At 69.5% G+C, this 12,942-nt stretch carries 11 protein-coding genes and 2 pseudogenes; 7 read left to right on the top strand and 6 right to left on the bottom strand.

Annotated elements, in window-relative coordinates; all coding sequences use genetic code 11:
• Nucleotides 1-93 precede the first annotated feature (93 nt).
• Nucleotides 94-723, top strand: a complete 630-nt coding sequence (locus ACWIGU_RS14845; RefSeq protein WP_454400855.1) for a hypothetical protein — start codon at nucleotides 94-96, stop codon at nucleotides 721-723.
• Here ACWIGU_RS14845 and ACWIGU_RS14840 read toward each other — a convergent pair.
• A complete protein-coding gene (locus tag ACWIGU_RS14840; RefSeq protein WP_454400854.1) occupies nucleotides 711-1,565 on the bottom strand; it encodes a helix-turn-helix transcriptional regulator in 855 nt (284 codons plus the stop codon). The two genes, ACWIGU_RS14845 and ACWIGU_RS14840, sit on opposite strands and share 13 nt — an antisense overlap.
• Before the next feature lie 189 nt (nucleotides 1,566-1,754).
• On the opposite strand from ACWIGU_RS14840, the gene ACWIGU_RS14835 reads away from it, so the two are divergent.
• Complete coding sequence (locus tag ACWIGU_RS14835; RefSeq protein WP_454400852.1) at nucleotides 1,755-2,240, top strand: hypothetical protein; 486 nt, start codon at nucleotides 1,755-1,757, stop codon at nucleotides 2,238-2,240.
• An 80-nt stretch (nucleotides 2,241-2,320) separates the two neighbouring features.
• Nucleotides 2,321-2,731, top strand: coding sequence for a YybH family protein (locus tag ACWIGU_RS14830; RefSeq protein WP_454400850.1), 411 nt, complete (start codon nucleotides 2,321-2,323; stop codon nucleotides 2,729-2,731).
• 116 nt (nucleotides 2,732-2,847) lie between these two features.
• On the opposite strand, the gene rox is transcribed toward ACWIGU_RS14830, so the two are convergent.
• Nucleotides 2,848-4,275 (bottom strand): rifampin monooxygenase, encoded by a 1,428-nt coding sequence (gene rox, locus ACWIGU_RS14825; RefSeq protein WP_454400848.1) that lies wholly within the window; start codon nucleotides 4,273-4,275, stop codon nucleotides 2,848-2,850.
• Nucleotides 4,276-4,787: 512 nt separating this feature from the next.
• Complete coding sequence (locus tag ACWIGU_RS14820) at nucleotides 4,788-5,285, bottom strand: hypothetical protein (RefSeq protein ID WP_454400846.1); 498 nt, start codon at nucleotides 5,283-5,285, stop codon at nucleotides 4,788-4,790.
• A 373-nt stretch (nucleotides 5,286-5,658) separates the two neighbouring features.
• Here ACWIGU_RS14820 and ACWIGU_RS14815 point away from each other — a divergent pair.
• Nucleotides 5,659-6,170: pseudogene (locus ACWIGU_RS14815) on the top strand (hypothetical protein).
• A 43-nt stretch (nucleotides 6,171-6,213) separates the two neighbouring features.
• On the opposite strand, the gene kdgD reads toward ACWIGU_RS14815, so the two are convergent.
• Complete coding sequence (gene kdgD, locus ACWIGU_RS14810; RefSeq protein WP_454400844.1) at nucleotides 6,214-7,146, bottom strand: 5-dehydro-4-deoxyglucarate dehydratase; 933 nt, start codon at nucleotides 7,144-7,146, stop codon at nucleotides 6,214-6,216.
• 200 nt (nucleotides 7,147-7,346) lie between these two features.
• Nucleotides 7,347-8,528, bottom strand: coding sequence for an L-talarate/galactarate dehydratase (locus ACWIGU_RS14805; RefSeq protein ID WP_454400842.1), 1,182 nt, complete (start codon nucleotides 8,526-8,528; stop codon nucleotides 7,347-7,349).
• 179 nt (nucleotides 8,529-8,707) lie between these two features.
• On the opposite strand from ACWIGU_RS14805, the gene ACWIGU_RS14800 reads away from it, so the two are divergent.
• Nucleotides 8,708-9,583, top strand: coding sequence for a LysR substrate-binding domain-containing protein (locus tag ACWIGU_RS14800; RefSeq protein WP_454400840.1), 876 nt, complete (start codon nucleotides 8,708-8,710; stop codon nucleotides 9,581-9,583).
• A gap of 36 nt (nucleotides 9,584-9,619) precedes the next feature.
• Here the strand turns inward: ACWIGU_RS14800 and ACWIGU_RS14795 are convergent.
• Nucleotides 9,620-10,369, bottom strand: a pseudogene (locus ACWIGU_RS14795) (IclR family transcriptional regulator); the annotation flags it as partial.
• 133 nt (nucleotides 10,370-10,502) lie between these two features.
• On the opposite strand from ACWIGU_RS14795, the gene ACWIGU_RS14790 reads away from it, so the two are divergent.
• Together ACWIGU_RS14790 and ACWIGU_RS14785 are read left to right on the top strand one after the other, a co-directional pair.
• A complete protein-coding gene (locus ACWIGU_RS14790; RefSeq protein ID WP_454400838.1) occupies nucleotides 10,503-11,477 on the top strand; it encodes a 5-dehydro-4-deoxyglucarate dehydratase in 975 nt (324 codons plus the stop codon).
• A 94-nt stretch (nucleotides 11,478-11,571) separates the two neighbouring features.
• On the top strand, nucleotides 11,572-12,909 hold the full coding sequence (locus tag ACWIGU_RS14785; RefSeq protein WP_454400836.1) for a gluconate:H+ symporter: 1,338 nt from the start codon (nucleotides 11,572-11,574) through the stop codon (nucleotides 12,907-12,909).
• The last annotated feature ends 33 nt before the right edge of the window (nucleotides 12,910-12,942 follow it).

The following is a 12,942-nucleotide window of genomic DNA, read 5'->3' as shown; positions in this document are numbered from 1 at the left end:
GTCGGCCCACGGGACGGACGCGGTGTCACGCATTCGCGGACAACATGGCTCGGCTGCCCCCACAGCAGGACCGGCGATGGCAGAGTCTCGCCCATGCTGACCTTGACGACGACGCAGCGCAGACGGTGCACCGCGCTCGCACTGCTCCTGAGCGCCGCTGCCGTGACGCTGACCGGCTGCGGCGAGGAGCACGCCGCGGACACGGCGGCCGGACTGCCGACCTCATCCGCGAGTTCCAGCCCGCCTGCCTCGCCTTCTTCCGCCACGACGTCTCCTTCCGCTTCCCCTCACGTCGAGCCCGGAGTGGTCGACGGAGCGCCGCACATCGGCGACAACAACGCCTACCGTCGCGCGGGCGACATGTCGCCCGCCAGTGAAAGGGACGCGCGGCGGGAAGCGGCCCGCATCGAGCCCGTGCTCAAGCGCCTCTGGGGGCAGAAGGAGTGGGACCCCGAGAGCGTCCGCGCGGCACTCCTCAAGCTCGGTTACGTACAGGAGGGGACCGGCGACGGGGGCGAGCGGGCCGGCGGGACGCTGAGCGTACGGGGGATGGACGCGCGCTACGAGACCGACCAGTACGTCACGCCCGAAGGCGCACAGGTCGGCCTTCGTGTGCATGCCGACGCATGCGTCACGGCGTTCGTCCAGGAGACGAACTTCGAGGTCCATGTCAATGGCCCGTACATGGAGACCGGCTGCTTCGAGCCGCCCTACGGCCACTGAGCGCCGGACCGGTGTCCGGCGAGTGTCTGGGTGCCGATGACGCCGAGGAGCGCGAGGCGCTCGGCGTCCTGGGTGCCGGGCTCAGCGGTGTAGATGATGATGCGCAGGCCGGTGCCCGCGACGCTGAGGATGTCGCAGTCCAGCGTCAGGGCGCCCACCTCGGGATGATCGATGGTCTTGCGCGACGCCACGGTCTGCCCGACGGCGCCGGAATCCCACAGCTCGGCGAACCGGTCACTGTTCGCGCGCAGTTCCGCGATCAGCCGCCGCAGCAGCTGGTCCTGCGGATAGCGGCTCGCCGCCGCACGCAGGTCGGAGACCTGCGCCGTCTCGAGCGCGCGCAGGGACTGCGGCGTGTGGCGGACGCGGCCGGCCGGGCCGAGGAAGTTGCGCCACACCGCGTTGCGCTCGTTGCCGTGCCGCTCACCCATCAGCGCCGTGTACAGGGGGTTGGCCAGCAGCAGCGTCCAGGTGGCGTCGGAGACCGCGACGGGCGTCCCGGTCAGCCGGTCCAGCATCCGCTGGACACTCGGCGTGATGAAGGCGGGCACCGTGCCCTGCCCCGGCGGTACGAGCCCGGCCAGGTGGAACAGGTGCTCGCGCTCGGTCGCGGACACGCGCAGCGCCCGGCCCAGCGCCTCGACGACCTGCTCGGAGGGGTGGGTCGCGCGGCCCTGTTCGAGGCGGGTGACGTAGTCGACGGAGATACCGGCCAGCATGGCGAGCTCCTCGCGGCGCAGCCCGGGCGCGCGCCGGCCACCGCCGATGGGCAGCCCGGCCGCCTCCGGCGAGACGCGGTCGCGCCAGCGCCGCACCGTGTGCCCGAACTCCGTGGTCGCCATGACTCCACTGTGCACCGCCCGGCGCGGATCTACCTGGTACTGGGAGTCCCACCCGGTGAACCCGAACCCCTGCCGATCAGGCGACGACCACAACCTGTTGAGGCCTTCGAAGGTCTACTCCGGGCAAGGCGGCCGAGCTGCGCTCCATGAACTCGCCCGCGCCGAACGCCTGTGAAGGGTGCCTGGCTCGTGTTCGTCTTTCTGGCACTGCCCGCTCTGCTCGCGATTCCCGTCTGGGTCATCGCGGTGGTCGTCAAGTTCATCTCCGTCGCCCTTCCCGGCCGCCGCGCGGACTGGTCACTGGATCTGGTGCGATGGTGTGCCGCGATGGCGGCGGCAGCGGCAGTCGGCCTGTACGTGCTGGGGCTCGGCGCGGTGCAGCTGTCCGAACACGAGTCGGAGAGCGGCGCCTCCTCGTCTCCGGCGCCCTCGTGCCGCGACGCCGTCGACGACAGCACCCTCCAGCACCTGGTCGGGCACCGGACTTCCTATGTGCCGCTGCGCTTCGACTGCGTGCTGGACGACGGAACCACGTACCCCAGCAGCAGTGGTTACGCGTGGCTGAACGGTCTCACCGCCGCGTTCGGTGTAACCGCCGGCGTACTGGTGGTGACGGTCGGCTTCGTCACCGAGCGCAGGGCCCGACGGGCGCATACGAACGGAGTCGGCGTATGAGCAGGGGGAGAGGCGTACGGGCCGTGGCAACACGGTGACTGAGGCGCGCGCCGCGCGTCGACAAGGACTGTGAGCCGGCGATGACGGACGACGAGCGGCAGATCCGGGCCCTGGTCGAGCGATGGGCCGCGGCGGTGCACGCGGGCGACATGAAGGGCGTCCTGGCCGACCACGCCGACGACATCGTGATGTTCGACGTACCGCAGCCCCAGGACGGCGTCCGCGGCCTCGACGCCTACCGCGAGACGTGGCCGCCGTTCTTCGAGTGGCAGTCACAAGGGGCCGTGTTCGACCTCGTGTCGTTCGACGTCACCGCCGGCGACGATGTCGCCTACGCCCATGCTCTGCTGCACTGCGGAACGCCGCACGACCTGGCCGCGCAGCCGGAGAACCGCCTGCGCCTGACGCTCGGGCTGCGCAAGGAAGAGGGACACTGGACGGTGGCGCACGAGCACCACTCGTTCCCCGACACCTCGGGCAGCGATGCGTAGGCCATGAGCCGTGGAGCGGGGGTCTGTCATCAGCCGTCGAAGCGGTGGCGGGCGGCCTCGATGTGGCCGAGGTACTGGTGGGTCCAGTCGCACATCGCGTCCCCGCACCCGCGTGCTCAACTGGCGGCAGGTCCGAACCACTTGGGCAAGTGGCTGAGCAGATCCTGCTGGTCCTGACCGACCCACGCCACGTGGCCGTCCGGCCGGAGCAGCACCGCGGGCACGTCCAGTTCCTCGCTGACGTCGACGACGTGGTCGACCCGGTCCGCCCAGCCCTCCGCCGAGAGACGGCCGGTCTGGTCGAGGAGCAGCCCGCGTCCGTCGTGCATCAGCTCGTAGAGGTGTCCCCGCTTCAGGTCGACGTCCCGCATTCGACGGCCGAGCAGTTCGTGACCTTCGCCGAAGTCGTAGCTGACCCCGACCGCGGTGATGATCCCGGTCACGTACCGGTTCACCTCCTCGAAGTCCATCAGCTTCGAGAACAGTTCACGGAGCGCGGTCGCACCCGGGTCGGTCCCCAACAGGGTGATCTGCGCACGGGTGTTGTCCAGCACGCGGGCGCCCACCGGGTGCCGTTCGGTGTGGTAGCTGTCCAACAGCCCCTCCGGCGCCCAGCCGCTGACCGCGGCCGCGAGTTTCCAGCCGAGGTTGAAGGCGTCCTGGACGCCGAGGTTGAGCCCCTGCCCACCGGTCGGGGGGTGGATGTGTGCCGCGTCGCCGGCCAGGAACACGCGGTCGACCCGGTAGCGCTCGGCCTGCCGGGTGGCGTCGCCGAACCGGGACAGCCAGCGCGGCGAGTGCACGCCGAAGTCGGTGCCGGCGGTCGCCCGCAGCCGTTCCTTGAAGTCGTCGAGGGTCGGCGCTGTCGCGCGGTCCTCGGACACTTCGGCGGCGGGCACGACGATGCGGTACATCCCGTCGCTCTGGGGGATGACGCCGAATCGCAGATGGGTCTTGCGGACTTCGTCGACGACGGCGGCCATCGTCTCCGGATTCTCGGTCGCTGCCATCTCACCCAGCAGCGTCTCGATCGTGGCGGGCTCGCCGGGGAAGCCGACGCCCAGCTGCTTGCGCACCACGCTGCGGCCGCCGTCGCACCCGACGAGGTAGCGCGAGCGCAGCTGCGTGCCGTCGGCCAACTCGACGGTCACCCCGTCCTCGTCCTGGCTCACACCGGCCACCTCGCACCCGCGCCGGATCTCGGCCCCGAGTTCGAGCGCACGCTCGTTGAGCAGCCGCTCGGTGACCGGCTGCGAGGCGGTGACACCGAACGGGTGAGCGGTGTCCAACCGGTCCGGCCAGGGCTTGATGATGCCGCCGTAGAGGCCGCCGACGCTGAACTTCTCGCTGACGGCGAGGAACCGGTCCAGCAGGCCGCGCTGGTCCATCACTTCCACGCTGCGCGCGTGCAGGCCCTGTCCGCGGGACTCCTTGGTCGGCTCGGTCAGCTTCTCCAGCACGACCACGTTCACGCCGTGCAGCCGCAGCTCACTGGCCAGCATCAAGCCGGTCGGTCCGCAGCCCACAACGATGACGTCGATCATGAAATCCCCCTACGTGACGAGTTGAACAGCGGCCCGGCGGTCCGCGAAGTCCGGCGGCGATGACGGCGATGACGAGGTTCGCGCATGCCCCCGTACATGAATAAAGCGCATGTACTACGCGAATCCTTGACATCCGCAGGTCCTGGCCCAGGCCGGCCATTCTGCGGCAAGACCGGGGCCTTGCCGCAAGGCCCCCTGTGCGCTATATGTTGAAGAGGGCAAGGGAGCGGACGCTCTCCTTGCCCTTCGTCGTCTGCTGGGCAGTCAAAGCCGGTCAGGCTTCCGCGACGACCACGGCAGCTCCGCTGAGACCGCCAGAGCGGACTGCATTTCGAGGACACGAATGCTGTCGACGCTGAAGAGTACGTACTGCAAGGCGCAGAATACTGAGATAAAGCGCGGCCCGTGAGATGGTGATCGACGGCCGTGCTTTTGAATTCCCCTGCGAAAGGGAGATGCGCGTGGCCCGTACCGGACGTCTCCGGTACGGGCCACCGCTGGGCGGGTGCGGGCTAGTTGACGGCCGCCAGGTCGGTGATCTTGCGGGTCTGGAGGTCCGACTGGACCTTGATCTTGGTGACCTCGGGGCTGGCGCCGTCGCTCCAGGTGAGCGTGACGAGCGAGGTCGCGTGGCCGGCGCCGGAGCCCGTGTAGTCGACCTTCCACTTCACGGGCACGTTCTGCGCGAACAGGATCCCGTCGGCGTGCTCCTTCGCCTCGAACGCGGCGACTTTCTTCTGCGCCGCCGCCGACAGGTAGAAGGAGCGCAGCGCCTTCGCGCTGGTGCCGGCGGCCGGGTCCTCGTTTTCCCAGATCGCGTCGATGTACGCACCGTAGAAATCGGCGACGCGATTGGTGGTGCTTCGCGGGTCGCCCTGGGACGGTGCGGGGGCGGCGACGGCCGTGGTGCGGGCGGACGTACCGGCCAGGGCCGGGGTGATCGCGGTCAGGGAGAGCGTGGCCGCGACAGCGGCAGAGGCGAAGAGAGCGGTGCGGGTGCGAGCGTGCATGGTCGGTAAAACCTTCCCCGTCATTCGGTGCCGCAGTGAATCCTGCGGGCTTCTGGTCATGGGATAAGACTGCACTCACAGTCCGCCAGTTCCACCATTCTCCGCATTCTTTTTGCGCGTGGTCGCGCGAATGTCATTCTTGAAATGGTTGTGCGGTCAGATGCAAAAATGACGGCAAAATCGCGCCTGCGTGCAGGCGTTCTTCTGCTTCCGGGAGATCCTGAAGGCCTGGGCCTCGCGACGGAGGCCGGCCGGTGGATCTCCCGGGCCCGGCGAAAACGAAGCGCGGAACGCTAGTCGGTCTGCGCGAGGGTCATGGCGCGGGCCGGCGGCGAGCTTGTCCGTACGGCCGGTGCGTCCATAGGTTGACCCGATGGGTCTCTTCGACAAACTGACCGGCACCAGGCATCCCGGCGCCGGTGTCATACCGCGCCCGGCCGGAGAAGTCCGGGCCGCACTCCTCGCGATCAACGGGCCCGACGTGCCGTACGTCGTACGCAATGGCGCCCCGGCCGAGGGTGCCGACCTCGTCGCCGAGTGGCGGGTCTTGGAACCGGCCTGGCGCACCTTCTTCTCGCGGAGTCAGATGAGCCGGACGCTGAAGACGAGGATGCGCCTGGTTCCTGAGAGCAATGAGGTTCGCGCGCTCGACGAGCAGTGGGAGGTCACGTGGGTCGGGGACACGCCCAGGCTCGCCCGGTCACGTGAGTACTCCCGAGGGCAGGTGACCGCGGTGAGCCGGCAGTGGGAGGTCAAGCGGGGGTCCGACGGCCGCCTGCACAAGACGGAGGTCTTCCGCTTCGACCCCGCGGAGATGAAGGCCCCGTTGCAGAACGCGACCTCGGCGCGGGGTGGACATGGCGCGGAGTGGTGTTCAAGCTGTGACCGGGCGGCCCGCCACATCGGTGGCGGGCACTCCGACGGGGCGTCAGGCCGCAGGCGTGGGCAGGCCGTTGATCAGCGCGGCGAGCTCGGCCAGGTCGTCCGGAGTCAGGTCGGTCAGTGGCGGCCGGACCGGGCCCGCGCTGTGGCCGACCACGGTCATGCCCGCCTTCACGATGCTCACCGCGTAGCCGGGCCGCCGGTTGCGGATCTCGGTGTACGGCAGGACGAAGTCGCTCAGGAGCTTGATGACGGTGTCGTGCCTGCGCTCGCGGACGGCGCCGTAGAACTCGAGGGCGAACTCGGGCAGGAAGTTGAAGATGGCCGACGAGTAGGTGGTGACACCGAGTTCGAGGTAGGGGAGAGCGAACGTCTCCGCCGTGGGCAGGCCGCCGATGTACGTGAGGCGCTCTCCGAGACGGGCGTAGATCCGCGTCAGGGCGTCGATGTCGCCGACGCCGTCCTTGTAGCCGATGAGGTTGGGGCAGCGGTCGGCGACGCGGGCGAGCGTGGGTGCGGTGTAGACGGCGTTGGCGCGGCTGTAGACGATGACGCCGAGCGAGGTGGAGCGGCACACGGCCTCGACGTGGTCGGCCAGGCCCTCCTGCCCGGCCTCGGTGAGGTACGGCGGGAAGAGCAGGATGCCGTCCGCGCCCGCGCGTTCCGCGGCCTGCGCGCACTCGACGGCCGTACGTGTGCCGTATCCGGCCGGGGCCAGGACGGGTGTTGACTCGGGGGCGCTCTGCACGGCGGCGGCGACGACGCGCTCGACCTCGGCGCCCGTCAGAGAGAAGAACTCGCCGGTGCCGCCGGCGGCGAACAGGCCGCCCACCTCGTACCCGGCCAGGCGCGTGATGCTGTCGCGGTAGGCGCTCTCGTCGAAGGAGTGGTCGTCGGCCGTGAAGTGGGTGACGGGGAAGGACAGCAGGCCGGATCCGATGCGCCTGCCGAGCTCTGACGGGGTGTAGGACGACGTCATCTGCGTTCTGCTCCTGGAGTCGGGGTAGGGCGTGACGGATGCCCCGGTGACGACGCTACGAGCAACGACTCATGCCGGTCCAACACTGATTTCGCATCCGGTGATACAGGATCGGTATTGCGCGAGCGGGAGAGGTGTGCACATGCGTCCGGCGCCCCCTTGAGGAGGCGCCGGACGAGTGAGTGTCGTGCCATGAGGCGTCAGTGGCGCTTGCCGGCCTCGTGGGTGGCCTGGGTCCAGGCGCGGGCCTGGTCGGTGAGGGTGATGCCGAGGCCGGGGCGGGACGGGACGTGCATGCGGCCGTCGCTGATGGTGAGGCGCTCGTTGAACAGCGGCTCCAGCCAGTCGAAGTGCTCCACCCACGGCTCGATCGGATAGGCGGCCGCGAGGTGGAGGTGGATCTCCATGGCGAAGTGCGGTGCCAGCTGGAGGTTGTGGTGCTCCGCGAGCGCCGCGAGCTTGAGGAACTGTGTGATGCCGCCGATGCGCGGGGCGTCGGGCTGGATGATGTCCGCCGCGTTGTTGCGGATCAGCTCCCAGTGCTCGGCCACGCTGGCGAGCATCTCGCCGGTGGCGATGGGGGTGTCGAGCGAAGCGGCGAGCGCCGCGTGCCCCTGGGCGTCGTAGGCGTCGAGCGGCTCCTCGATCCAGACGAGGTCGAACTCCTCCATGGCCCGGCCCATCCGCTGGGCGGTCGGCCGGTCCCACTGCTGGTTTGCGTCGACCATCAGCGGGGCGTCGTCGCCGATGTGCTCGCGGACGGCGGTCAGGCGGCGCAGGTCCTGCTTGCGGTCGGGGTTGCCGACCTTGATCTTGATGCCGCCGATGCCACTCGCCAGGGAGGCGGACGCGTTGTCGAGCACCTGCTCGGTCGGGGTGTGCAGGAAGCCGCCGGAGGTGTTGTAGCAGCGTACGGAGTCGCGGTGGGCGCCCAGGAGTTTGGCCAGCGGCAGGCCCGCGCGCTTGGCCTTGAGGTCCCACAGGGCCACGTCGTACGCGGCGATGGCCTGTGTGGCCAGACCGCTGCGGCCCACCGAGGCACCGGACCACGCCAGCTTCGTCCAGATCTTGCCGATGTCGCTGGGGTCCTCGCCGAGCAGATTGTCGGCGATCTCCCGGGCGTGGGCGAACTGGCCGGGGCCGCCGGCCCGCTTGGAGTAGCTGAAGCCGATGCCCTCGTGCCCCTGCTCCGTCTCCAGTTCCACGAAGAGGAACGCCACTTCGGTCATGGGCTTCTGGCGCCCGGTGAGGACCTTGGCGTCGCTGATCGGCGTGGCCAGCGGCAGCGTTACGGAGGAGAGCCTGATCCAGGAGATCCTGTCGAGCGTCGCCTCGCCTGCGACGTGCGCGGCGTTGGTCGTCGTGTGGGTCTTCGTCACCACTGCGTGTCCCTGGGGTGTGAGGCGGATACGGCCGGCCGCTCGGCAGGCCGCGCCCGGCCGTGTCGGCGGGCCCTGTCGGTCTGCGGCCGACGGAGGCGTTGACTCCTGTTGAAGCTAGAGTCGGCGATTGATCCACGTCCAAGACCAATTTTGCATGCGCTGATACCCGGAGGGAATCATTGTTCACGCTGGCACAGCTCGTGAGCTTCGTGGCGGTGGCCGAGGAACTGCACTTCACGCGCGCCGCGGAGCGCCTCCAGATGACGCAGCCCCCGCTGAGCCGGCAGATCCAGCTCCTCGAGCACGAGCTCGGAGTGCAGCTCCTGGACCGCACCAATCGGTCCGTGCGGCTCACCCCGGCGGGCCGCACCTTCCTCAACGAGGCGCGCCACATCCTGCGCCAGTCCGAGCACGCGGCCCTCGCCGTACGGCAGGTGTCGGCCGGTGAGGCCGGAGCCATCGCCATCGGATTCACGGCGGCCAGCGCGAACTCGGCCCTCGGCACCCTGCTCGACGTGGCCCGCTCGGCCATGCCTCGAGTGGAGGTCGTGCTGCGCGAACTGGTCACCCGCGATCAGCTGGAGGCCATCACCGAAGGCTCCCTCGACCTGGGCATGATCCGCCCCGCGAACACCGGGCCCGACCTGGAGACCCGGCCCGCCGTCAGGGAGGGGCTGCTCGCCGCCCTGCCGACGGGCCATCCGCTGGCCGCGCGCGAGGGCGACCTGCGCGTGGAGGACTTCGACGGGGAGGAGGTCCTGATGTACTCGCCGGTCGAGGCCCGCTACTTCCACGAGCTGCTCGTGAGCATCTTCCGCGCGGCCCAGGTCGCACCCGTCTTCACCCAGTACCTCAGCCAGGTGCACAGCATTCTGGCGATGGTGAACGCGGGCTGGGGCATCGCCCTGGTCCCGGAGGCCGCGGCGCAGATGAGGTTCAGCGGGATCACGTACAAGCCGCTGTACCTGAGGGAGCCCAAGCCGGTCGAGCTGAATCTGGTGTGGCGCAGGAACAACGACAATCCGGCGCTGGAGGCCCTGCTCGGGCACCTGTGACGAAGCCCAGGGCTCACCCCCGGCGCACCGCCGGTCAGGCGCCCCCGAGTGAGGAGACGACACCGCCTCGATCTTCGTCTGTGCGTCCCGCATCACGGCGACGGCGCGTTCCTGACGGTTCCCGGTGAGGCGGGCGACCGGGACCGAGCAGCTGATGGCGTCGACCGCCGGTGTGCCGTACCGCAGGGCGAAGCCGAAGCCCGCGATACCGGTCACCGTCTCCTCGTGGTCGAGGGAGTAGCCCCGTTCGCGGACGCCCGCGAGGTCGGCGGGCAGCGCGGCGCGGTCGGTGTGCGTGTTCGCAGTGAGGGCGGCCAACGGGCCGTTGTCGAGCGGTAGTTCACTGTCCGCACGCTCGGCGAGCAGCGCCTTTCCGAGGGCGCCGGCGTGCGCGGGCACCCGGCGGCCGACGCGGCTGATCGTACGCAGGTACTCGTGGGACTCGAGGGTCGCGAGACAGACCACGTGCGGACCGTCGAGCCGCGCCAGGTGGATCGTCTCGCCGAGCGCCTCCGACGCCTCGTCGAGGTACGGGCGCACGGCGCGCACGCGTGGGTCGCTGTCGAGGTAGCTCGTGCCCGTGAGGAGGGTGCGGATCCCGATCCCGTACAGCGAGCCGGTGGTGTCCGTGCGCACCCAGCCGCAGTCGACGAGGGTCCGCAGGAGTTGGTACATGCTGCTGCGCTGCACGTCCAGTTCCTCGGCGAGTTCGTCCAGGCGTGCGGGCCGGTCCTCCCTCGCCGCGAGCAGCTCCAGCAACGCGACTGTGCGCAGCGCCGACTTCACCCCACGGGCCCCTGATGTCACTTGCGTCCCCCGGTTCCCGGTGCCGGTCACCGTAAATCGGCAGGGCTTCACCCATTGACCCGACCAGTTCACGGACTTAGCCTCCATTCTCATACATGGACGCCGTCTGCATATGGGGATCACATCTATGAACGAGGTCGGCACGCAACCCGAGGACGCTGCACAGAGGCTGCGTGACGGGATGGCGAAGGGGGTGCTGTCCTTCCCGCTCACGAGCCTTCGGGACGACGGCAGCCTCGACCTGGACGCCCACCGGGTCTATCTGACCGCCCAGTTGGCCAACGCGCCGGGCATGGTCTTCCCCGCCTGCGGCACGGGGGAGTTCTTCTCGCTGGACGAGGAGGAGTACCGGGCGGTCGTCAGGGTCACGGTCGAGGTCGCCGACGGGCGGCTCCCGGTGGTCGCCGGCACCGGCTACGGCTGGTCACAGGCGCTGCGGTTCGCCCGGATCGCACAGGAGGAAGGCGCGGACGCGCTGCTCGTGCTGCCGCACTACCTGGTCGGCGCTCCGCAGGACGGGCTGGTGGAGCAGTTGCGCCGGATCGCCGCGGGCACCCGGCTGCCGCTGATCGCGTACCAGCGCGACCAGGTCACTTTCAGCGCCGATGCCCTGCGCCGGATCGCCGAGATCCCCACCGTCATCGGCCTGAAGGACGGGCACTCCGACCTCGACCGGCTCCAGCGCCTGACACTCGCCGCACCCGACGGCTTCCTCTTCTTCAACGGCGCCGCCACCGCCGAGATGCAGGCCCGCGCCTACGCGACCGTCGGCGTGCCCGCCTACTCCTCCGCGGTCCACGCCTTCGCGCCCGAGATCGCGAACGCCTTCTTCACCGCACTGCGCGCCGGCGACGACGAGGCGGTGAACAAGCTGCTGCGCGACTTCTACGTTCCCCTGGTGGACCTGCGCGACCGCGTCCCGGGCTACGCCGTCTCCTTGGTCAAGGCCGCGGCACGGCTGCGGGGTCTCCCGGTCGGCCCCGTACGCGCCCCGCTCACCGACCCCTCCCCGGCCGACCTCGCGGATCTCGAGAAGGTGCTGGACGCCGGGCTGCACCTCGTCGGAGCCGTACGGCGCGTCAACTGACCTTCAGAAACACGCAGTTGAAGCCCTGCGGCTTCGACGCGTTCCCCCCCCGTAACCGCCCGACTCGCGCTCCACAGTTCAAAGGGGAACTGACTTGCCTCTCGTCGTAGTGGGAATCAGCGTTCTGATTCTGCTCTTCCTCATGACCAGGCTGAGAATGAACGGGTTCGCCGCCCTCCTCCTCGTGGCGATCGGCGTCGCGCTGGTGCAGGGGATTCCGGCGGCGACGATCCCGGATGTCCTCTCGGAGGGCATCGGCGGCCAGATCGGCGACACGATGCTGACCATCGGCCTCGGCGCCATGGTCGGCCGCGTCATGGGGGACTCCGGAGCGGCGCAGCGAATAGCCAACCGGCTCCTCGACGCCTTCGGACCACGCTGGGTCCAGGTGGCCATGGTGGTCACGTCCATGCTCATCGGCGTCACCATGTTCTACGAGGTCGCCTTCATCATCATCGTGCCCATCGCGTTCACCCTCGTGCGGGTCACCGGCGCGAAGCTGCTGTGGGTCGGGCTGCCGATGTCGATCGCCCTGTCCACCATGCACAGCTTCCTCCCGCCGCACCCCGGCCCCACCGCCGTCGCCGCGAGCTTCCACGCCTCCGTCGGACACACCCTGTTCTACGGCCTCTTCATCGCCGTACCCGCCGGAGCGCTCATCGCCCTCGCATGGCCGCGTCTGCCGTTCGTCAAGGCGATGAACCCGTCCATCCCCAAGGGCCTGGTCAGCGACCGCGAGTTCACCGACGAAGAGATGCCCGGCATGGGCTGGTCGCTGCTCGTGGCCCTCTTCCCCGTGGTCCTGATCGCGGGCGCCGCGGTGATCGACATGGCCACGTCCGGCGAGAGCCCGCTCCTGCACGCGGTCGCGTTCATCGGCTCGGCGCCGATCGCGCTCATGCTGACGCTGCTCCTGGCGATCTGGGCCTTCGGTCCGCGCATCGGCCGCAGCCTCACGGACGTCAGCGCCTCCTGCGCCTCGGCGGCCCAGGCGATGGCGATGATCCTCCTGGTCATCGGAGCCGGCGGCGCCTTCAAGAACGTCCTCGTGGAGGGCGGAATCTCCGACTACATCAAGGACGTCACGGACAGCTGGGCCATCTCGCCCCTCATCCTGGCGTGGCTCATCGCGGTCATCCTCCGCGTGGCCCTCGGCTCGGCCACGGTCGCCGTCGTCACGGCGTCCGGTGTGGTGCTTCCGATGCTCGCGGGCAGCGGGATCCACCCCGAAATCATGGTGCTCGCCGTCTCCTGCGGGTCGATCGCGTTCTCCCATGTGAACGACCCCGGATTCTGGCTCTTCAAGGAGTACTTCAACCTCTCGGTCATCGAGGCGATCAAGGTCAGGACCACGTACACGACCGTGCTCGCGGTGCTGGGCCTGGGCGGCGTACTTGCCATGGAATGGGCCTTGGACGCCCTGAGCCTGTGACACACATCAACCCGCACACCTTCCGACCACAGG

This window comes from Streptomyces sp. NPDC055400, from assembly GCF_053644375.1.
The sequence above is the reverse complement of the archived record's forward strand: the minus strand, read 5'-3'. Positions and strand labels throughout refer to the sequence as shown.

Bases quoted from the DNA above. Each gene is read 5' to 3' on its own strand.
- ACWIGU_RS14845 (WP_454400855.1), top strand. From the start codon at position 94: ATGCTGACCTTGACGACGACGCAGCGCAGACGGTGCACCGCGCTCGCA.
- ACWIGU_RS14840 (WP_454400854.1), bottom strand. From the start codon at position 1,565: ATGGCGACCACGGAGTTCGGGCACACGGTGCGGCGCTGGCGCGACCGC.
- ACWIGU_RS14830 (WP_454400850.1), top strand. From the start codon at position 2,321: ATGACGGACGACGAGCGGCAGATCCGGGCCCTGGTCGAGCGATGGGCC.
- rox (WP_454400848.1), bottom strand. From the start codon at position 4,275: ATGATCGACGTCATCGTTGTGGGCTGCGGACCGACCGGCTTGATGCTG.
- ACWIGU_RS14820 (WP_454400846.1), bottom strand. From the start codon at position 5,285: ATGCACGCTCGCACCCGCACCGCTCTCTTCGCCTCTGCCGCTGTCGCG.
- kdgD (WP_454400844.1), bottom strand. From the start codon at position 7,146: ATGACGTCGTCCTACACCCCGTCAGAGCTCGGCAGGCGCATCGGATCC.
- ACWIGU_RS14790 (WP_454400838.1), top strand. From the start codon at position 10,503: ATGGGGATCACATCTATGAACGAGGTCGGCACGCAACCCGAGGACGCT.